Genomic DNA, 19,346 nt, shown 5'->3' with positions numbered 1-19,346 from the left:
CGAGGCCGCGCGACGGTGCCGGTGGCCGGGATACGATTTTCGGGAGAGGTGGCAGAGCGGTTGAATGCAACGGTCTTGAAAACCGTCGAGGGTTAACGCCCTCCGTGGGTTCGAGCCGAGCGAGCGCAGCGAGGGAGACGACGCCGCAGCGCAGCGGAGGCGCCCCGGAGGGGTGAGGCGCGGAGCGCCGAATCAATCCCACCCTCTTGCGGCGTTGCGCGGCTCGAGGCCGCGCGACGTTGCCGGTGGCGGGGCAGCAGTTTTCTGGAGAGGTGGCAGAGCGGTTGAATGCAACGGTCTTGAAAACCGTCGAGGGTTAACGCCCTCCGTGGGTTCGAATCCCACCCTCTCCGCCATACACGCAAAAGGGGCCTTCCGGCCCCTTTTGCGTGTATACGAGGTACCGGATTCGAACCCACGGTCCTCAAAACACGGGTTCGACCGCGGAGGCGCCCCGCGCCGGAGCAGCGGCGACCGAAGGGAGCCAATCCCACCCTCTCCGCCAAAAAAGCGCACTAAAAACAATAGAGGACTATACGCCAATCCGCGAAAGTCCCACTCCCCAACCACAAAAAACCCCCGCCGAAGCGGGGGTCGATGGCCGGAATGAGGTGCGGCTCAGGCGGCCTGCACGCCCAGCTTCTCGCGCCAGCCGGGGAACAGCTTGTCGGCATCGTGCGGGAAGGACTCGAAGGCACGCGCAAATTCTCGGTGTTCCTTGGCCCACTCGATCGGATCGGCGCCGGCCTTCCAGCACTCCCAGGCCTGGATCAGCGACTTGCCGCCGGCGGCGGGGCCGTCGACGTGGCCGAAGGAACCGCCACCGCAGGTGTTGATCACGTTGGCGTGGCCGAGGTTCTCGAAGAAACCGACCAGACGCAGGGCGTTCATGCCACCCGAGATGATCGGGGTGGTGGCCTTCATGCCATGCCACTTCTGGTTGAAGTAGGGGCCCTGGCACTCGTCACGTTCCAGCATGTAGGCCAGCACGCGCTCGTCGGCGTGGCCTTCCATCTTGCCGTAGCCCATGGTGCCGGTGTGAATGCCGGAGGCACCCATCAGGCGGGACAGCTTCATGTAGCACAGCGGATCCATGCCCATCGGCGACTTGTAGGAGGTCAGGGACCCATGACCGGCACGATGGAAGTGCAGGAAGGTCCGGGGGAAGTAGCGGCGGGCGGTGGTGACACCGGCGGGACCGGCCACGAAACCGTCCACCAGGAAGGCCACGTGTTCCTCGTTGCCGTACTTCGCGAACTCGTTGAGCACGTATTCGCCGCGGGCGATCAGCTCGGCGAAGAAGTCGGCGGTGATGTTGGCGGAGAAGAACTTGGCCTCGCCGGTCTCCTGCTGGGCGCGGTCCATGGCCTGGGCCACCAGCGGAATGACTTCCTTCATGGGGCAGAAGGTCTGGTTGGCCTGGGGCTCGTCGTTCTTGATGAAGGTGCCGCCCAGCCAGAAGTCGTAGCAGGCCTTGGCGAACGGCTCGGGACGCAGGCCCAGCTTGGGCTTGATGATGGTGCCGGCGACGTAGCCGCCATCGACCTCGGGACGGCCCATCACCTTCCACATGTGGCTGATGTTGGTGGCCGGACCATCGAACTTGCGGATCATGCACTCGGGCACGTAGAAGTCGAGCATGCGCAGGCCGACATGGTCACCCATGCCCTGGTTGTTGCCCAGGATCAGCGACCACATGTGGGCCACACCGTGCTTGTCGTCGATCAGGTTGTGGTCGAACAGCTCGACCGGGTAGGCGATCTTCACCAGGCCGCCGGCATCGCCGAAGGCGTTCTCGTCGATTTCATAGACCAGGGCGTCGACGCCGCGGGTGAAATCGTCGGTGGTGGAGACTTCCACGTTGGTGCCGGTGGAGGATTCGGCCGCGACGTGTGCGGCGACGGTCAGGAAGCCGTGGCCCTGGGCGGGCTTGAGGCGATAGGCCACCAGCAGGTGGCGGTCGCCGGCGATGAGGTCTTCTTCCTTCAGGTCCAGGTTGGAATAGCGGCTGGATTGGTCGAGTGCCATGGGCGCGTTCTCGTAGTGTCGGGTTGGTCGGAATACCGGCCTGGCGGGGCCGGTGCCTTCAGCCGGGGCGTGGCTGCTCGTACGCGGCCCGGCTCGTCCAGCTGATAACCTTGATTTTCGTGGGTGTAATGGTATAAGTAAAATTCGATGTTCTGATGGTTATCATAAATAAACACTTATATCTTGGGTGGGCAGGCCGTCTGCGGGCGGCTTCCTTCCTTGCGCAGTGAATCCGGTGTCGGGGCGAGGCCTGACGATCACGCCGCTGCGCTGCCCACGGAGTCCTGTTCATGCACCTGACCTTGCGCCAGTTGACCCTTTTCGAGTCCGTGGCCCGGCATCTCAGCTATACCCGTGCGGCCGAAGAGCTGCACCTGAGCCAGCCGGCGGTGTCGATGCAGGTTCGGCAGCTCGAGGAGGCGGCGGGTCTGCCCCTGCTCGAACGCATGGGCAAGCGCCTCTACCTCACCGAGGCCGGGCAGGAGGTGTACGATTACGCGCGGCGCATCGGGCAGCAGCTGCAGGAACTCGACGAGGTGATGGCAAGCCTCCGGGGCGTGCAGCGTGGACACCTGCGCCTGAGCGTCGCCACCACCGCCAAGTCCTTTGCCACGCGGATTCTTGCGGCGTTCTCCCGGCGCTACGAGGGCATCAGCTATTCGCTGGACGTGACCAACCGCAAGACCCTGCTCGGCCAACTGGAGAACAACGAGACCGATCTGGTCATCATGGGGCAGCCACCCAAAGGTCTCGACCTGGAAGGGCAGGCGTTCATGGAGAATCCGCTGGTGGTGATCGCGTCACCCGACCACCCCCTGGCACAGGAGGCCGGCCCCATTCCGCTGCAGCGTCTGGAGCAGGAGACCTTCGTGGTGCGTGAGCGCGAGTCGGGAACGCGCATCGCCATGGAGCGTTTCTTCAGCGAGCGCGACATCCGCCTGCAGACCGGAATCGAAACGACCTCGAACACCACCATCAAGCGTGCCGTCGAGGCCGGCCTCGGCCTGGGGATCGTGTCCCTGCACACGCTGCGCCTGGAACTCATGGCCGGGACGCTGGTCGTGCTGGAGGTCGAGGAATTTCCGATCATCCGGCACTGGCACCTGGTTCACCGGCGCGACAAGCGTCTGCCGCCCATCGCCCGGGCCTTCCAGGAGTTCCTGACTGGTCCCGAGGGCCGCGAGCTGGGCAGCCACAGCTTGCCGGATTAAGCCTGGTTTCAGCTTCGGCTGCGACACTTCCTCGCACATCAACCAACGAGGAAGTCATCATGAAGAAAATCATCATCACGACAGTTGTCGCGACCCTGGCGCTCGCGGGCTGGGCGCAGGCGAGTGGCCCGATGGGCGGCAAGGGCCCTGAGGCCGGATCCCGGGCCGAGGTCGGCGAGCAGGCGCGCGAACGATGTGAGAAGCGCTACGATGGCGAGAAACGGCGGGACCAGGAATATCGCGGGGAATACCGCGAACGTGAAGGCTACGAGCGGGATGACGACCATGACCGTTACGAGTACCAGTACCGCGAGCGGGAACGCTCCGGGTATCGCGACCACGAGGCGGAAGAGCGCCGGGAGAAGGAGGACTACCGTGATTCCGACTGAACCGCGAAACAAGACTCCGAGCACGGAATGGCGGGCCTCGGCCCGCCATTTTCATTTCCGGCTGCCGAACCAGTCGGGCGCGGTGGCGGGATCGGTCAGGCGCTGGCGCAGCCAGTCCAGCGCCTTGCCGGCGTGGCGGTTGCGCCAGGCGTAGTGCAGGCGGGCACGGCTGTTGGCTGCATCCTCGGTGCGTTTGGTCACCAGCCGGCCGGCCGCGAGATCGTCGGCGACCAGGTGCCGGGGCAGGAAGCCCGCGCCCAGCCCGCGCAGGTGCGCGAGGCGCTTGGTTTCCAGATCGGGCACGGTGAGCACCGGCTGGCCGGGCAGCAGGCCGACGGTCCGCGGCGGCAGGGCGCGGGAGCTGTCCGCGGCGGCGATGGCGCGATGGGGACGGATCTGTTCGGGTGCGAGCGGTTCGGGTGCGTCGGCCAGCGGATGATGCGGTGCCACCACGAACAGGAACTCGACCTCGCCCAGCGGTGCCAGGGCATAGCCGCCGCCCGGTGGCCCGTCGCCCGGCGCGCCGATCACCAGATCGGCACGCCCGGATACCAGCGCATCCCAGGCGCCGCCCAGCACCTCGCGCGACAGCCGCAGCCGGGTTTCGGGGGCGGCGGCGACGAAGGCCTCGCGCAGGTCCAGCACCGGCTCCCAGGGAATCAGGTCGCTGATGGCGATGCGCAGTTCGGATTCCCAGCCGCCGGCCACGCGCTGCACGTTGCGGGCGACGCTGTCGGCGAGTCCGAGCAGGTCGCGGCCCTCGCGCAACAGGGCCTCGCCGGCCGGGGTGAGCAGGGCGCGATGGCCCTGGCGGTCGAACAGGGTTACGCCCAGTCCCTCTTCCAGCTTGCGCACGGCATAGGTCACGGACGACGGCGCCCGGTGCAGGGCCTCCGCGGCGGCGGCGAAGCTGCCGCGGCGGGCGATGGTGTCGAGCACCGTCAGGGCGTCGAGGGAGAGGCTGGGCCGCATGTTCAAAAATATCGAATGAGTTAACCAGATAATTTCACTTTAAATGCCGAAAGTCCATGCCTAACATGGCCTGAAACATTCGAAAAGGCGGGGCGCTCTATGGAGATGAGCTGGAGAAACACCGCTTCGAGCTTCGGGATCATGACCATCGGCCTGCACTGGCTGATGGCGGTGCTGATCCTGATCCTCTACCCGCTGGGGCTGTGGATGGTGGCGCTGGACTACGATCATCCCTGGTACCGGCGGGCGCCGGACCTGCACCGCACGCTGGGCGTGGTCGCGGCGCTGCTGCTGGTGCTCCGGCTGGGCTGGCGACTGGCGAATCCGCTGCCCGCCATGGAGGGTCGTCCCTGGGAGCAGCGGCTGGCGTTGCTCGTGCATCGCGTCTTCTACCTGCTGCTGACACTGCTGCCGGTGACCGGCTATCTCATCACCACGGCCGACGGTCACCCGCTGCCGCTGCTCGGCGGGCTGGAGCTGCCGGCGCTGGGCGAGGGTTTCGAGAACCAGGAGGACGTGGCGGGCGAGGTCCATGAATGGCTGGCCCACATGCTGATCGCGCTGGTCGCGCTGCACTCGGCGGCCGCGCTCAAGCATCATTTCGTGAACCGTGATTCCACGCTGCATCGCATGCTGCGGCCAGCGAACAACCGAGAGGAGTGAGTCATCATGTCGAAGCGCACACACTGGCTGTTCGGCCTGCTGTTCCTGCTGCCGATGACGGTGGCACAGGCAGCCATTGAACACTATGTTATCGACACCAGGGGCATGCATGCCTTCATCACCTTCCGTGTCCAGCATCTCGGCTTCAGCTGGCTGGAGGGGCGTTTCAACCGCTTTTCCGGGGACTTCGATTTCGACGCCGACAACCCCGCCAACAACCGGGTCGCGGTGGAGATCGACGTGGCCAGCCTCGACAGCAACCACGCCGAGCGCGACAAGCATCTGCGCAGCGAACGCTTCTTCGATGTGAAGAAGTTTCCGAAGGCGCGCTTCGTGTCCACGGCCTGGGAGGACCATGGCGACGGCACCGCCACGCTGAAGGGGCAGTTCACGCTGCGCGGCGTGACAAAGGACATCGCCATCGACGTGCGCCAGATCGGTGCCGGCGACGACCCCTGGGGCGGCTACCGGCGTGGCTTTGAGGGCACCACCACCCTCAGGCTCTCCGACTACCGGATGAACGATGGTCCGAAGCTGGGTCCGGCCGCCGAGGAGATCCGCATCTGGCTGTCCATCGAGGGCATCCGGCAATGACCGATCTGTTCACGCCGATCCGCGACGGTTCGCTGGAACTCCCCAACCGAGTGTTCATGGCGCCCATGACCCGCCCGCGTCCCCGACAACGCGCCCACGGCGCTGATGAAGGTCTGTTACAGTCAGCGCGCCGAGGGCGGACGGACCATCTCCGAGGATGCGCAGATCTCGGAGCAGGGCATCGGCTACCCCGCCACCTGGGCATCCATGGGGATGCCCGGGTGGCGGGTGGAGGGCGATCACCGGGTGACCAACGGCGGCTACGACAAGGCGCGCGCCAACGCCGCCATCGCCGCCGGCGAGTGAGGTCCGCCACGGGCTGACCGGCCTGGCCGCGCTGCTGGTACCGCTGCTGGCCCGCCGGCCCGCTGGACTTCGCCGCTGGCCGCGGTGCTGCTGTGGCGCTGGCAGGATATGCGCAGCCGCTCAGGCTGAGTCCTTGATTCCACGGGGAGTTTTGTCCGGTCACATGCCTCCCCGGGGCCTTTGCCGGCGCCGTCCCTGTGGTATGATTTTCGCGCGGTACCGCCGCACGCGAAGCACAAAGGGAATTGTTGCGGTGCAGTTGCGAGGGACAGAGGGGGACCATGATCAATCTGCTGCTAGTCGACGACCATGAGCTGGTCCGCACCGGTCTGAAGCGCATCCTCGAGGACCAGCGCGACATGAAGGTGATCGGGGAGGCCAGCACCGGCGAGGAGGCGATCCGCTTCGTCCGGGAGGAGAAGCCGGACGTGGTCATCATGGATGTCAACATGCCGGGCATCGGCGGCCTGGAGACTACCCGCAAGCTCAAGCACATCCACCCGGACGTGAAGATCATCGTGGTGACGGTGCACGTCGACGAGCCCTATCCCACCCGCATGCTGGAGGCCGGTGCCACGGGCTATCTCACCAAGGGCTGCGCGGTGGACGAGATCGTGCAGGCGATCCGCACCGTGGTGCGCGGAGAACGCTATCTGGGCGCGGACATCGCTCAGTCGCTGGCGCTGAACATGTTGCCCGGGGGCAAGCGCTCGCCGTTCGAGAAGTTGTCGCAACGCGAGATGCAGGTGATGCTGATGGTGACCCAGGGGCACAGCATCCAGGACATCTCCGACCGGCTGTGCCTGAGCCCCAAGACGGTCAGTACCTACCGCTATCGGCTGTATGAAAAGCTGGGCGTGGACAACGATGTAGAGCTGACCCATCTGGCCGTGCGTCACGGCATGATCGGTATCGATCCGGCGCCGTCCTGAGCCTTCCTCCGGGCAGGCCCGGACTCCATCCCATCGGTTTCCCTTCGAATCCATGAACGAAGCCCGTGTCCGTGCCCCCGAGTTCCCTGCCGGCCTGCAATGGTTCAACGTCAGCCGCCCGCTGACCCTTGCCGAGCTGCGCGGCCGGGTGGTGGTGCTGGACTTCTGGACCTACTGCTGCATCAACTGCATGCACGTGCTGCCGGATCTCGACTATCTCGAACACAAGTATGGCGATCGGCTGGCGGTGATCGGCGTGCACTCACCCAAGTTTCCGCAGGAGAAAGTGGCCGATCAGGTGAGCAAGGCCATCCAGCGCCATCACATCCGCCATCCGGTGGCGCATGACCCGGAATTCCGGCTGTGGAAGGTCTATGGCATCAAGGCCTGGCCCAGCCTGGTAGTGATCGACCCGCGGGGCTACGCAGTCGGCGTCGCCCGCGGCGAGGGCAAGCGCGCGTTGCTGGACCGGGTGATCGGCGAGCAGCTGGCAGCCGTGGACCGTGCCCCCGGACACGCCCTGCCCATCAGCCGCAACCCCGCGCCCGGCTGGCCGCTGCTGTTCCCCGGCAAGCTGCTGGCGACCGCCGAGCGCCTGTACGTCAGCGACACCGGACACAACCGGGTGCTGGAACTCGACCTTGGCGGCAACCTGCGGCGCGCCTTCGGTGGTACCGAGCCGGGGCTGGTGGACGGCAGCGCCGAGATCGCCTGCTTCAACGAGCCGCAGGGCCTGCTGCGCGTCGGCGACAACCTGCTGGTGGCGGATCGGGGCAACCACGCCCTGCGTCGCATCGATCTGGTCAGCGGCGAGGTCGATACCCTGATCGGCGACGGCCGGCAGGGGCGGGGAGCGGAGCGCGAATTCGCCGATGCGCGAAAGGCCCGACTCAATTCGCCCTGGGACCTCGCCCGCGCCGGCAACCGGCTGTACATCGCCGAGGCCGGACGCCACCAGATCCGGGTGTATGATCTGGTCGACCGCAGCCTGCAACACTATGCCGGCAGGGGTCGCGAGGACCTGGTCGACGCCCCGGTGGCGGAGGCGGCCTTCGCCCAGCCCTCCGGCCTGGCCATGGGCGAGGGTCATCTGTATGTGATCGACGCCGAGTCCTCGGCCATCCGCGACATTCACCTGCTGCCCGGCCGGGTCAACACCCTCGTCGGACAGGGGCTGTTCGAGTTCGGCAACGCGGATGGCGTGGGCAGGGGGGCGCGCCTGCAGCACCCGCTGGGCATCGCGCTGGACAGCCGACGGGGCTGCCTGTGGATCGCGGACAGCTTCAACAACCGCATCCGTCGCTACCGCCTCGCCGACGGCCAGGTCACGACCCTGACGCTGGACCACCCGCTGGACGAGCCGGGCGGGCTGAGCGTCGCCGGGGACAGCCTCTACATCGCCAATACCAATGCGCATGAAGTGGTGCGCGTCGATCTCGCCGACGGCAGCGCCGAGACCCTGGAGATCCATGACTGAGACCTTCGACCTCGACTGCCGCCGCTGTCCGCGGCTGGCGGACCATCTGGACTCGGTGCGCAGGGCGCATCCGGGTTACCACGCGCGCCCGGTGCCGGCCTTCGGCGACCCTGACGCGCGCCTGCTGATCGTGGGGCTGGCGCCCGGCCTGCACGGGGCCAACGCCACCGGCCGTCCCTTCACCGGCGACTACGCCGGCATCCTGCTGTATGAAACCCTGCACGCCCTCGACCTGGCCTCGGCGCCGGAGTCGGTGTCAGTGGACGATGGCCTGCGTCTGGTCGGCTGCCGCATCACCAACGCGGTCAAGTGCCTGCCGCCGCAGAACAAGCCCACCACGGCCGAGGTGCGCGCCTGCAACGCCTTTCTCGCCGCCGAGCTCGAACGCCTGCCGCGGCCGGGCGTGATCCTGGCCCTCGGGCGCATCGCCCACGATGCCGTGCTGCGTGCGCTGGGCGAGAAGCTGTCGGCCCACGACTTCGGCCATGCCGCAGAGCACCGCCTGCCCGGCGGACTGACTCTGATCGACTCCTATCATTGCAGCCGCTACAACACCCAGACCCGCCGCCTCACCGAGCCCATGTTCCGCGAGGTGGTGGCACGCGCCCGGAACCTGGCCCGATGAGCGAGCACGAGACCTTCGACGCGCGCGCCTTCCTGCGCACCCTGACCAGCAGCCCTGGCGTCTATCGCATGCTGGATGCCGAGGGCAGGGTGCTCTATGTCGGCAAGGCGCGCAATCTCAAGCGGCGGGTGTCGAGCTACTTCCGCAAGACCAGCCTGCCGCCCAAGACCCGGGCGCTGATGAGCCAGGCGGTGCGGGTGGAGGTGACCGTCACCCACACCGAGTCCGAGGCGCTGATCCTCGAACACACCCTCATCAAGGAACATCAGCCGCGCTACAACGTTCTGCTGCGCGACGACAAGAGTTATCCCTACATCCATGTCTCCACGGATCAGCCCTATCCGCGCATCTCGCTGCATCGCGGTGCGCGCCGAGGCAAGGGGCGCTACTTCGGGCCCTATCCCAATGCCCTGGCCGTGCGCGACAGCCTGAACATCCTGCAGAAGGTATTCCGGGTGCGCCAGTGCGAGGACAGCTTCTTCCGCAACCGTTCGCGGCCCTGCCTGCAGTACCAGATCGATCGCTGCAGCGGCCCCTGCGTGGGCATGATCTCCGAGCAGGATTACGCCGAGGACGTGCGCCATACCATTCTCTTTCTGGAGGGCCGCAACAGCGAGATCGTCGACGAGCTCGCGCGGCGCATGGACGCCGCCGCCGAGCGCCTGGACTATGAACGGGCCGCACTCTATCGCGACCAGATCGCCAGCCTGCGGCGGGTGCAGGAGCGCCAGTACGTGAGCGGCGAGAAGGGCGACCTGGACATCGTGGCCGCGGTGGTGCAGGGCGGCCAGGCCTGCGTGCAGGTGTTCTTCATCCGCGGCGGCCGCAATCTCGGCAACAAGCACTTCTTTCCCAGGGTGCCCGAGGGCGCCGAGACCGGCGAGGTGCTGGCGGCCTTTCTCGGCCAGTACTATCTCGAGCACGAGCCGCCGCAGGAGATCCTGCTCAACGAGTTGGCCGACGACGCCGAAATGATCGCCGCGCTGCTGACCGAACGGGCCGGGCGCAAGGTGAGCCTGCGCGCCCGGGTGCGCGGCGAACGGGCGCGCTGGGTGGCGCTGGCGGTGCGCAATGCCCGCCATGCCCTGGAGGCCCGGCTGGCGAGCCGCGCCGGCATCCATCAGCGGCTGGAACAGCTCACGGCGGCGCTGTCCCTGGACGAGACCCCCGAGCGCATCGAGTGCTTCGACATCAGCCATACCCGCGGCGAGGCTACCGTGGCCTCCTGCGTGGTGTTCAATGCCGAGGGTCCGCTAAAATCCGACTACCGGCGCTTCAACATCCGCGACATCACCCCCGGCGACGACTACGGCGCCATGCGCCAGGCGCTCACCCGGCGCTACACCCGGCTGCAGAAGGGCGAGGGCAAGTTGCCCGACCTGCTGCTGATCGACGGCGGCAAGGGCCAGGTCAGTGTCGCGCGCGAGGTGCTGGAGGAACTGGGCGTGGAGGGCGTCACCCTGGTCGGTGTCGCCAAGGGGCCGGAACGGCGTCCCGGCTGGGAGCTGTTGCACGTGCCCGGCCGGCCGCCGGTGGACCTGCCCCCCGATTCGCCGGCGCTGCACCTGATCCAGCAGGTGCGCGACGAGGCGCATCGCTTCGCTATCACCGGCCATCGCCAGCAGCGCGGCCGCAAGCGCAGCCGCTCGCCGCTGGAGGCCATTCCCGGCGTCGGACCCAAGCGCCGGCAGGCGCTGCTGCGCCAGTTCGGCGGCCTGCGCGAGATCGCCCGCGCCGGGGTGGAGGACCTCAGTCGCGTGAACGGCATCAACCGCGCGCTGGCCCAGCAGATCTATGATGCCTTCCATGGCGACAAGAGCTGAACCATGAACTACAACCTGCCCAACGTACTCACCCTGATCCGCATCGCCCTCATCCCGGTGCTGGTGCTGATCTTCTACCTGCCCTTCGCGTGGGTGCACTGGGCCACCACCGCCACCTTCGGGCTGGCGGCGCTCACCGACTGGCTGGACGGCTACCTGGCGCGCCGCCTGGGCGAGACCTCCGCCTTCGGCGCCTTTCTCGACCCGGTGGCGGACAAGCTGATGGTGGCCGCGGCGCTGGTGCTGCTGGTCGACCAGGTGCCCATCGAGGGTCTGCACGGGGGCTTCATCGCCGTGCCGGCGGTTATCATCATCGGGCGCGAGATCAGCATCTCGGCATTGCGCGAGTGGATGGCCGAGATCGGCGAGCGCGCGCTGGTGGCGGTGTCCACCATCGGCAAGGTCAAGACCACGGTGCAGATGATCGCCATCCTGCTGCTGCTGTTCGGCGAGCCCATCGGCCCCATCCCCACCGCCGAGCTGGGAGTCGCCTTCCTGTACCTGGCGGCGGTGCTGACCCTGTGGTCCATGTTCGTCTATCTGAAGGCCGCCTGGCCGCTGCTTTCCGCCCCGAACGACAAGGAAAATTAGCCGCTTGGGCGCTTGACAGGGCAGCGCGGTGAAGTAGAATATCGCGCTCTCGAAGCGGGAATAGCTCAGTTGGTAGAGCGCAACCTTGCCAAGGTTGAGGTCGCGGGTTCGAGACCCGTTTCCCGCTCCAAATTCCCAGGGTGCTGAAGGGCCCCGGTCGTGGTCAAGGCGACCGGGGCCTTTTCCTTCAGGATCCGGCAAGTTCCACCGGCTGGGTGGCAGAGTGGCTATGCAGCGGACTGCAAATCCGTGTACCTCGGTTCGACTCCGGGCCCAGCCTCCATTTTCTTCCCTTCCATCAGGTCCCCGAGCCTTACCCGGCGCGGGGTGTCGCCTGCCGGACTGCGGCAGACGACGCCACCCGCGCCGCCGGCAATCCCTGTAGAATTTCCGAACCGCCGTTTCCCTGCCCGGGTGGCGAAACTGGTAGACGCAGGGGACTTAAAATCCCCCGGTGGCGACACCGTGCCGGTTCGATTCCGGCCCCGGGCACCATTCAGACCGGAAGCCGTTGTCAGTGGGCGGCCGTTGCGGACAGTCGCCCGGCGCGCAGGCCGTTGGCGACGGCCAACAGTTCGCTGGCCTCGTGGGCGAGTACGGCGGTGGCGATGCTGATCACGCCGCCGACGCCGGTGGGGATCAGTACCACCAGCACCGCGATGGAGAACACGATGTTCTGCAGGCTGACGCGGCGGGCCTTGCGACCGAGCTGCATGGCCTCTTCCAGCTTGCCCAGGTCATCGGCCATGAGCGCGATGTCGGCGGCCTCGATGGCGGCATCGGTACCGGCAGCGCCCATGGCCATGCCGCAGGTGGCGGCGGCCAGGGCGGGCGCATCGTTGACACCGTCGCCCACCATCAGCACGGGACCTTCCTTCATCAGTGCCTCGACGGCCGCGACCTTGTCCTCCGGACGCAAGCCGGCGCGGACGTCGTCGATGCCCGCCTGCGCCGCGATCCGTCGTGCCGTGCCCTCGTTGTCGCCGGTGAGCATGATGGTACGGATGCCCAGTCGGTGCAGGCCGGCGATGACCTCGCGCACGTTTTCGCGCAGGGTGTTTTGCAGGGCAATCAGGCCCAGGACGGCCTGTTCGGTGCCGACGACGATCACCGTCTTGCCCTCGTCCTCCAGGCGGCTGGCGGGTTCCCGCAGCCGGGACAGGTCGAGGCCCATCTGTTCGAACAGCGCCGGCTTGCCGACGAACCAGCGCTCGCCGCCGACGTCCGCCTGCGCGCCCGCGCCGGTGAGTGCCTGGAAGCCGCCGGCGTCGGGGATATCCAGGCCCGCCTGCTCGGCCGCCTGGACCACCGCCCGCGCCAGGGGGTGTTCCGAGGCCTGTTCGACCGCGGCGGCCTGCCGCAACAGGGCCTGTTCGTCGCCGTCGAGCGCGAGCAGGTCGGTGATCTCCGGGCGACCGTGGGTGAGCGTGCCGGTCTTGTCGAAGGCGATCGTGCGAATCACCCCCAGATGTTCGAGATGGGCGCCACCCTTGATGAGGATGCCGCGGCGGCCGGCACCGCTGATGCCCGCTGCCATGGCAATGGGCAGCGAGATCACCAGCGCGCAGGGCGCGGCCGCGACCAGCAGGGAGACGGCGCGCTCCGTCCAGAACGCCAGTGACCAGGGTGTGACCAGGGGCAGCCACAGCATGGCCAGCGCCGTGGCCAGTACCGCAGGACTGTAGCGGCGTCCGAAGCGTTCCATCCAGGCCTGGGCCCGGCCCTTCTGGTCCTGGGCCTCCTCGACCAGATGGATGATGCGGGAGAGGGTGTTGTCCTCGAAGCTGGCGGTGACCTCGACGGTGAGCGCCCCCTGGCCGTTGATGCTGGCCGCGAATACCGCGTCGCCCGGACCCTTGTCGACAGGCACCGACTCGCCGGTGACGGCCGATTCGTCAAGGCTGGACTCGCCCTCCAGTATCACGCCGTCGGTGGCCACGGACTCCCCGGGACGGATACGGATCCGGTCTCCGGGTCGGAGCGAAGTGGCCTCGACCAGATGCTCCTCGCCATCGCGCAACAGGCGGGCCTGCTTGGGGGCAAGGTCCAGCAGGCTGCGGATGGCCCTGCGCGTGCGGGCGAAGGTGTATTCCTCGATGCCCTCGGCAATGGCGTAGAGCACTACCAGCGCTGCCGCCTCTTCCCACAGGCCCAGCGCGCCGGCGCCGAAGGTCGCGGCCAGCATCAGGATGGAGATGCCGATCTCCCGGTGCGTCAGCAGGGCCTCCAGGCCCTCGCGGGCCCAGTACCAGGCCCCGACCGGGATCGCCAGCCAGTAGAGGCCGGTTTCGACGGCCGGGGCCAGGGTCCCGGTCCTGCCGAGCACGAAGGCCAGCAAGGCGATCGTGGCCGCGAGCAGGGCATTGCGCAGGGGCGGGTAGCGCCACCAGGGCCCTTCGTAGTCGGTTTCTCCGCATCCGCAGCCCATGCGCAGCCTCACTCGATGGGGATGGCGTCGCCGATGTCGTTGACGAATATCCAGCCCGCCCGTGGCTGTCCGGTCCGGGCCTGGTCGCGGATGATGGTCACCGCCTGGTCGACGACATCGTCCGGCAGCACCAGTTCCAGCTTGACCTCGGTGATCACCTTGCCGCCCAGTTCCAGGGAATAGTCCCTTTCCCGGTTGTCCAGGGCGGAAAGCGTCCCCCGGACATCGACCACGGACAGGTTGCACTGCTCACCGCACAACCGGGCGGCCTCGAGCGCGTGGACCACGTCGGCCACCCGGTTGCGGTGGATGAAGGCCTTGATCTCTTTCATGTCATTTGCTCCTGGGCGGGTGCCGCCACGTTCACTTCCTGTCCCGGGTTTCGATCCACTCGTAGATCACGGGCAGCAGGATCAGGGTCAGCAGGGTCGAGGTGATCAACCCGCCGACCACCACCGAAGCCAGCGGGCGTTGCGTTTCCGCGCCCACCCCCGAGGATAGCAGCATGGGAATGAGACCGAGGATGGCCACGCTGGCGGTCATCAGTACCGGGCGCAGCCTCAGCTCGGCGCCCTTGCGCACGGCCTCGCCCACGCTCAGGCCCTTTTCCCGCAGCTCGTTGATGAAGGATACCAGCACAATGCCGTTGAGCATGGCCACGCCGAACACCGCGATGAAGCCGATCGCCGAGGGCACCGACAGGTACTGGCCGCTGATGAACAGGGCGAACAGGCCACCGATGGTGGCGAAAGGCACATTGGCGATGATCAGGGTGGCGTACTTGACCGAGTTGAAGGCCGTGTACAGCAGAACGAAGATGAAGAAGATGGTGATCGGCACGATGATCGACAGCCGCTTCAGCGCACGTTGCTGGTTCTCGAAGGCGCCGCCCCATTCGACCCAGTAACCCGGGGGCATTTCCAGCTCGCGTTCCAGCAGGGCGTTGGCCTCCTGCACGAAGCCGTCCACGTCCCGGCCCCGCACGTCCATCTGGATCACCGCATAGCGCTGCAACTGCTCGCGCCGCACGAAGGAGTAGCCCTCGGCGACCGAGATGTCCGCCACCTTGTGCAGGGGCACGATGGCGCCGGTCGGGGTGCGCAGGGGGATGTTGCGGATAGCCTCGACACTGGCCTTGGCGGCATCGGTGAGCCGGACCGTGATATCGAAGCGCTTCACGCCGTCGATGAGGGTGGAGACGGGCTCGTTGCCGATGCCGCTGCGCACCACGTTGAGCACCTGATCGGCATTCAGGCCGTAGCGGGCGAGCTGCTCGCGGTTGACCTGGATGCGGATCTGGGGCTTGCCGATGTTGGCTTCCAGGGACAGATCGGCCACGCCCGGCACCTTGGACACGATGTCCTTGATGCGCTGGCTGAGCCGGTCCAGCTCTCCGAGGTCTTCGCCATAGAGCTTGGCCGCCAGCGTGGCCCGGACGCCGGAGATGAGTTCCTCCACCCGCATCTGGATGGGCTGGGTGAAGGCCACCACTGCGGTGGGTACTACCTGCTCCAGGGTCTCGCGCATGTCGTCGGCGAGTTCCTCGATCGAGCGGTCCGAACTCCATTCGTCATGCGGTTTGAGCTCGGTATAGATCTCCATGTAGTTGACGTCCGCCGTTTCGCCCTTCTCGGCTCGGCCGATCATGGCAACCGTGGTATTGACCTCGGGATATTCGCCGAGCGCATTCTCGATCTTCTTGGATATCTCGATGGACTCCGCCAGAGAGGTGGAGGGGATGGAGGTGACCCGCCACATGATGGAGCCCTCCTGCAACTGGGGCATGAACTCCTTGCCCAGCAGCGGGAACAGCGCCAGGCTGCCGACCAGCAGGGCAACCGCCGCGGTCACGACCTTCTTGCGGTTGGTCAGGGACCAGGCCAGCAGTGGCAGATAGCGGCGCTTGAGCAGGGCCACCAGCCAGGTGTCGCGTTCCTCCTTGGGCTTCAGGATCAGAGCCGCGAGCACCGGGATCAACGTCAGCGTGAGGATGAGCGAGCCCGCCATGGCGAAGCTGATGTTGAAGGCCATGGGCTTGAACAGCTTGCCCTCCAGGCCTTCCAGCGAGAACAGCGGCAGGAATACCACGATGATGATGAGGATCGCGAAGGCGATGGGGTTGGCCACTTCGCGGGCCGCCGCCAGCACTGCGGCCGTGCGGTCCACCTGCTCGCCGCGTTCCCGGCGCTCGGCCATGATGCGAAAGGCGTTCTCGGTCATGACCACCGCGCCATCGACCATCATGCCGATGCCGATGGCCAGGCCCGCCAGCGACATCAGGTTGGCCGACAGGCCCGTTTCGCCCATCATGATGAAGGCGATCAGCATTGCCAGCGGGAGCGCGGCGATGACCACGATGGCCGAGCGCAATTCGCCAAGGAACAGGAACAGCACGATGGCGACCAGGATCGAGCCCTCGATCAGGGCCTTGACCGCGGTGTTCACGGCCTTCTCGACCAGGTCGGTGCGTTCGTAGATGGGTCGCACCGTCACGTCGTCGGGCAGCGCGGCGCGCACGATCTCGAGTTTTTCCTTCACGGCGTCGACGACGTTCTTGGCGTTCTCCCCGATACGCGACAGCGCCATGCCCAGCACGACCTCCTTGCCGTCGCGGGTGACGGCGCCGAAACGCAGCGCGGGGGCCTGTTCGATGGTTGCCACGTCGCGCAGGAACACCGGCGTCCCGTCCTCGACCTTGACCACCATGCGGCCGATGTCCGCTTCGTCGGTGACCAGTCCCAGGCCGCGCACCAGGAACTGCTCCGGACCCTGGTCGATGTACTGGCCGCCGACCTGGCGGTTGTTGCTCTCGATGACCTCGATCACATCGCGGAAGCTCAGGCCGTACTCGATGAGCTTGAGCGGATCCAGAACGACCTGGAACTGGCGCTCATGGCCGCCCCAGGACATGACATCGTCGACGCCCGGCGCGGTGCGCAGGATGAGGCGGACGGTCCAGTCCTGCAGGGTACGCAGGTCCATGAGCGTCTGGACGTCGTCACCGGCGGCGGCCAGCTTCTCGTCGGCCTTTTCCACCGTATACCAGAACACCTGGCCCAGGCCGGAGGTGTTGGGACCCATCTCGGGCGTGCCGTAACCCTCGGGGATGCGGTCGGCGACTTCCTGCAGCCGTTCCATCACCAGCCGGCGGGTGAAATAGATGTCCATGTCGTCCTCGAAGTAGACGGCGACATAGGACAGTCCGAACAGCGATACCGAGCGGATCTCCTTCACCCCGGGCAGTCCGGCCATACCCGACTCTATGGGGAAGGTGAGCAACTGTTCCACGTCCTCGGCAGCCATCCCGGGCGATTCGGTATAGATGTTGACCTGGGTGGGCGTGACATCGGGGAAGGCATCGATGGGCACGGTCGTGACCGCGCGCCAGCCGAGTGCCGCGACGACGAGAAAGCCGATGATGACCAGGAACTTGTAGCGCAGCGAGACTTCGACCAGTTTGTTCAGCATCTGTGCGGCTCCTCAGTGCCCGTGGCCTTCGCCCATCTGCGACTTCAGCAGCAGGGACTTCAGCAGAAAGGCGCCCTTGACCACGACTTCCTCGCCGGGTTCCAGGCCAGCATCGATCAGCACGTGCCCGGCCCGTTGCGGGCCGATCTCGACGGGCTGGGGATGCAGTTCGTCGCCCTCCAGCTTGAAGACCGCGGGTGCGCCCTGGAACAGGACCACCGCGCTTTCGGGCACGGCGACCACGGGTGCGCTCGCGCGCGTCTCGATGGCGACCTCCAGGAACTCCCCGGGGTGCAGCCGGTCCTCGCGGTTGTCCACCTCGATGCGAATGGCCAGGGTGCGCGTGGTTTCGTCGACGCGGTGATGGCGCTGGATGACGCGGCCCTCCACCCAGTTGCCATCCGCCGTGCGTACCCGGGCGGCGGCGCCGACATCGATCTCCGCGGCCTGTTCCGCAGACACGCGGGCTTCCACCCACAACCGGGACTCATCGGTGATCTCGAACAGCAGCGTGCCGGGTTCGGCAAGCTCGCCGACCACGAATGCATCGCTGATCACCCGGCCTTCGATGGGACTGGACAGATCGAAACTCCCGTCGGCACGTTGCAGTTTGGCTTCCCTGAGCAGGGCATCGATCTGGCGTTCGCTCATGCCGTAGGCGAGGACGCGGGCGTAGGCCTGCTGGCGGGCCACCTGGGCCTCGATGTAACGCCGTTCGGAAACCACCTTGCGGCCCAGCTTGCGAACCCGCTGCCATTCCCGGTCGGCGATCAGCAGCGCGCCCTGCGCGTCCGCCATGTCCACGCTGGACAGGGTGACCAGCTTCTGGCCGGGCTTCACGCTGTCGCCGAGACGGGCGTGACGGGCCACGACCTGGGCCGGGATGCGCGGCGTCACCTGCGCCGAGCGATAGAGGTTGAGCGTCACTTCGGCGGGCGCGGTGACCAGCGCGCTCAGGCGCTGGCGACGGACGGGCGCGGTGACGATGCCCTGGCGCGCGCGTGCCTCGGCATCCATTTCGAGATGGCCTTCGGCCTCTTCCTCACCGTGTTCGTCGCCGTCTCCGTGGCCTGTTTCGGCGTCCGTGTCGGCATAGGTTGCAGGTTCGTCGTGACCGGGGCCCGCGACCAGCGTAAAGGGCTGGCTGGCGAGCGCGAGAAGGGCAATCAGGGAAATCAGGTAACGCATCGGTGTATTCCTCAGGCGTCGGGTTCGGGGCGGGATTGCGGGAGACCGAGCCAGGCGCTGGCCTGGCCGGCGGCGTCGAGCCATTCGACCCAGGCCTGCCAGGCCTCGCGCTCCAGTTCCAGCGCGGCGGCGCGGGTGTCCAGGGTCTGCTGCAACTGCACCAGGTATTCCGTGGCGCCGATCTCTCCGGCCCGCCACAGGCGGCCGAGCAGATGGGTGCGGTCCTCCAGGCTCTGCCGGCCCTGGCCGCGCCAGTTGTTCAGGGCCTCGCGGGTCAGCCGGTAGCGCACGGTGGCCGCCTCCAGGCGCGCCAGGGCGCGGCGGCGCAGCCGGTCGCGTTCGGCCTGGGCGCGGGCCGCCTCGGCCTGGGCCGCGGTCACCTCGGCGGAAAAGTCGTTGCGCACGAACAGCGGTATGGACACCGCCAGCCCTACCAGACGCTCGTCGGTTTCGCGGCCGCCGCGCAGGGACAGGGTGGGATCGGGTCGGCGTTCCGCCTGCGCCTCGCCGACCCGGGCCTCGGCCACCGCGGCTTCGGCCAGCGCCCGGCGGAGCAGGGGCGAGCGGTCCAGCAGGGCCAGCAGGCCGTTGCGGTCCCCGGCCTCGGCCGGCAGGGCGGGCAGGGCCGGGGACCGCAACGGCCTGCTGGCC

At 67.2% G+C, this 19,346-nt stretch carries 17 protein-coding genes and 4 tRNA genes; 14 read left to right on the top strand and 7 right to left on the bottom strand.

Features of this window, described 5'->3' with window-relative positions; all coding sequences use genetic code 11:
* Positions 1-266 precede the first annotated feature (266 nt).
* Positions 267-356 (top strand) — tRNA-Ser (locus tag MVF76_RS11425).
* A gap of 262 nt (positions 357-618) precedes the next feature.
* Here MVF76_RS11425 and MVF76_RS11420 read toward each other — a convergent pair.
* Positions 619-2,028, bottom strand: coding sequence for a ribulose-bisphosphate carboxylase (locus tag MVF76_RS11420; RefSeq protein ID WP_297529229.1), 1,410 nt, complete (start codon positions 2,026-2,028; stop codon positions 619-621).
* A 290-nt stretch (positions 2,029-2,318) separates the two neighbouring features.
* On the opposite strand from MVF76_RS11420, the gene MVF76_RS11415 reads away from it, so the two are divergent.
* The gene (locus tag MVF76_RS11415) at positions 2,319-3,239 is read left to right on the top strand and encodes a LysR family transcriptional regulator (protein ID WP_297529227.1); all 921 of its coding nucleotides are present in this window, start codon (positions 2,319-2,321) and stop codon (positions 3,237-3,239) included.
* Positions 3,240-3,298: 59 nt separating this feature from the next.
* Positions 3,299-3,628: a hypothetical protein gene (locus tag MVF76_RS11410; RefSeq protein WP_297529225.1), complete on the top strand. Its 330-nt coding sequence runs from the start codon at positions 3,299-3,301 to the stop codon at positions 3,626-3,628.
* A 51-nt stretch (positions 3,629-3,679) separates the two neighbouring features.
* Here the strand turns inward: MVF76_RS11410 and MVF76_RS11405 are convergent, their stop codons facing one another.
* The gene (locus MVF76_RS11405) at positions 3,680-4,600 is read right to left on the bottom strand and encodes a LysR family transcriptional regulator (protein WP_297529223.1); all 921 of its coding nucleotides are present in this window, start codon (positions 4,598-4,600) and stop codon (positions 3,680-3,682) included.
* 105 nt (positions 4,601-4,705) lie between these two features.
* Here MVF76_RS11405 and MVF76_RS11400 point away from each other — a divergent pair, with 105 nt between their 5' ends.
* The 11 genes from MVF76_RS11400 to MVF76_RS11350 all read left to right on the top strand — a co-directional run bounded on the left by MVF76_RS11400 (position 4,706) and on the right by MVF76_RS11350 (position 12,106).
* Complete coding sequence (locus MVF76_RS11400; protein WP_297529221.1) at positions 4,706-5,263, top strand: cytochrome b; 558 nt, start codon at positions 4,706-4,708, stop codon at positions 5,261-5,263.
* A gap of 6 nt (positions 5,264-5,269) precedes the next feature.
* A complete protein-coding gene (locus MVF76_RS11395) occupies positions 5,270-5,857 on the top strand; it encodes a YceI family protein (RefSeq protein ID WP_297529219.1) in 588 nt (195 codons plus the stop codon).
* A 105-nt stretch (positions 5,858-5,962) separates the two neighbouring features.
* Positions 5,963-6,163, top strand: coding sequence for a hypothetical protein (locus tag MVF76_RS11390; RefSeq protein WP_297529217.1), 201 nt, complete (start codon positions 5,963-5,965; stop codon positions 6,161-6,163).
* 281 nt (positions 6,164-6,444) lie between these two features.
* Entirely contained in the window at positions 6,445-7,095 is a 651-nt protein-coding gene (gene uvrY / locus MVF76_RS11385; RefSeq protein WP_297529215.1) for a UvrY/SirA/GacA family response regulator transcription factor, read from the top strand.
* A gap of 52 nt (positions 7,096-7,147) precedes the next feature.
* Positions 7,148-8,572 (top strand): thioredoxin-like domain-containing protein, encoded by a 1,425-nt coding sequence (locus MVF76_RS11380; protein WP_297529213.1) that lies wholly within the window; start codon positions 7,148-7,150, stop codon positions 8,570-8,572.
* On the top strand, positions 8,565-9,197 hold the full coding sequence (locus tag MVF76_RS11375; RefSeq protein ID WP_297529211.1) for a uracil-DNA glycosylase: 633 nt from the start codon (positions 8,565-8,567) through the stop codon (positions 9,195-9,197). Before MVF76_RS11380 ends, MVF76_RS11375 begins: the two co-directional genes overlap by 8 nt.
* On the top strand, positions 9,194-11,020 hold the full coding sequence (gene uvrC, locus MVF76_RS11370; RefSeq protein ID WP_297529209.1) for an excinuclease ABC subunit UvrC: 1,827 nt from the start codon (positions 9,194-9,196) through the stop codon (positions 11,018-11,020). The genes MVF76_RS11375 and uvrC overlap by 4 nt, the downstream gene beginning before the upstream one ends.
* A 3-nt stretch (positions 11,021-11,023) precedes the next feature.
* Positions 11,024-11,611, top strand: a complete 588-nt coding sequence (pgsA, locus tag MVF76_RS11365) for a CDP-diacylglycerol--glycerol-3-phosphate 3-phosphatidyltransferase (RefSeq protein WP_297529207.1) — start codon at positions 11,024-11,026, stop codon at positions 11,609-11,611.
* A gap of 54 nt (positions 11,612-11,665) precedes the next feature.
* Positions 11,666-11,741: transfer RNA gene (locus MVF76_RS11360), tRNA-Gly, on the top strand.
* 79 nt (positions 11,742-11,820) lie between these two features.
* Positions 11,821-11,894, top strand: a tRNA-Cys gene (locus MVF76_RS11355).
* A 125-nt stretch (positions 11,895-12,019) separates the two neighbouring features.
* Positions 12,020-12,106 (top strand) — tRNA-Leu (locus tag MVF76_RS11350).
* Positions 12,107-12,125: 19 nt separating this feature from the next.
* Here the strand turns inward: MVF76_RS11350 and MVF76_RS11345 are convergent.
* The 5 genes from MVF76_RS11345 to MVF76_RS11325 all read right to left on the bottom strand — a co-directional run.
* Positions 12,126-14,039 carry a heavy metal translocating P-type ATPase gene (locus MVF76_RS11345; protein WP_297529205.1) on the bottom strand — a complete coding sequence of 638 codons (1,914 nt, stop codon included), beginning with the start codon at positions 14,037-14,039 and terminating at the stop codon, positions 12,126-12,128.
* Positions 14,040-14,047: 8 nt separating this feature from the next.
* Positions 14,048-14,371: a P-II family nitrogen regulator gene (locus MVF76_RS11340; protein ID WP_297529203.1), complete on the bottom strand. Its 324-nt coding sequence runs from the start codon at positions 14,369-14,371 to the stop codon at positions 14,048-14,050.
* A gap of 31 nt (positions 14,372-14,402) precedes the next feature.
* Entirely contained in the window at positions 14,403-17,507 is a 3,105-nt protein-coding gene (locus tag MVF76_RS11335) for an efflux RND transporter permease subunit (RefSeq protein ID WP_297529201.1), read from the bottom strand.
* Positions 17,508-17,519: 12 nt separating this feature from the next.
* Positions 17,520-18,695 carry an efflux RND transporter periplasmic adaptor subunit gene (locus tag MVF76_RS11330; RefSeq protein ID WP_297529199.1) on the bottom strand — a complete coding sequence of 392 codons (1,176 nt, stop codon included), beginning with the start codon at positions 18,693-18,695 and terminating at the stop codon, positions 17,520-17,522.
* Between the two features lie 11 nt (positions 18,696-18,706).
* A partial coding sequence (locus MVF76_RS11325) for a TolC family protein (protein WP_297529197.1) occupies positions 18,707-19,346 on the bottom strand: 640 nt, incomplete at its 5' end.

Origin of the sequence: Thiohalobacter sp. (assembly GCF_027000115.1) — a bacterium.
GTDB lineage: Bacteria > Pseudomonadota > Gammaproteobacteria > Thiohalobacterales > Thiohalobacteraceae > JALTON01.
The sequence above is the reverse complement of the archived record's forward strand: the minus strand, read 5'-3'. Positions and strand labels throughout refer to the sequence as shown.

Bases quoted from the DNA above. Each gene is read 5' to 3' on its own strand.
- MVF76_RS11420 (WP_297529229.1), bottom strand. From the start codon at position 2,028: ATGGCACTCGACCAATCCAGCCGCTATTCCAACCTGGACCTGAAGGAA.
- MVF76_RS11415 (WP_297529227.1), top strand. From the start codon at position 2,319: ATGCACCTGACCTTGCGCCAGTTGACCCTTTTCGAGTCCGTGGCCCGG.
- MVF76_RS11410 (WP_297529225.1), top strand. From the start codon at position 3,299: ATGAAGAAAATCATCATCACGACAGTTGTCGCGACCCTGGCGCTCGCG.
- MVF76_RS11405 (WP_297529223.1), bottom strand. From the start codon at position 4,600: ATGCGGCCCAGCCTCTCCCTCGACGCCCTGACGGTGCTCGACACCATC.
- MVF76_RS11400 (WP_297529221.1), top strand. From the start codon at position 4,706: ATGAGCTGGAGAAACACCGCTTCGAGCTTCGGGATCATGACCATCGGC.
- MVF76_RS11395 (WP_297529219.1), top strand. From the start codon at position 5,270: ATGTCGAAGCGCACACACTGGCTGTTCGGCCTGCTGTTCCTGCTGCCG.
- MVF76_RS11390 (WP_297529217.1), top strand. From the start codon at position 5,963: ATGAAGGTCTGTTACAGTCAGCGCGCCGAGGGCGGACGGACCATCTCC.
- uvrY (WP_297529215.1), top strand. From the start codon at position 6,445: ATGATCAATCTGCTGCTAGTCGACGACCATGAGCTGGTCCGCACCGGT.
- MVF76_RS11380 (WP_297529213.1), top strand. From the start codon at position 7,148: ATGAACGAAGCCCGTGTCCGTGCCCCCGAGTTCCCTGCCGGCCTGCAA.
- MVF76_RS11375 (WP_297529211.1), top strand. From the start codon at position 8,565: ATGACTGAGACCTTCGACCTCGACTGCCGCCGCTGTCCGCGGCTGGCG.
- uvrC (WP_297529209.1), top strand. From the start codon at position 9,194: ATGAGCGAGCACGAGACCTTCGACGCGCGCGCCTTCCTGCGCACCCTG.
- pgsA (WP_297529207.1), top strand. From the start codon at position 11,024: ATGAACTACAACCTGCCCAACGTACTCACCCTGATCCGCATCGCCCTC.
- MVF76_RS11345 (WP_297529205.1), bottom strand. From the start codon at position 14,039: ATGGGCTGCGGATGCGGAGAAACCGACTACGAAGGGCCCTGGTGGCGC.
- MVF76_RS11340 (WP_297529203.1), bottom strand. From the start codon at position 14,371: ATGAAAGAGATCAAGGCCTTCATCCACCGCAACCGGGTGGCCGACGTG.
- MVF76_RS11335 (WP_297529201.1), bottom strand. From the start codon at position 17,507: ATGCTGAACAAACTGGTCGAAGTCTCGCTGCGCTACAAGTTCCTGGTC.
- MVF76_RS11330 (WP_297529199.1), bottom strand. From the start codon at position 18,695: ATGCGTTACCTGATTTCCCTGATTGCCCTTCTCGCGCTCGCCAGCCAG.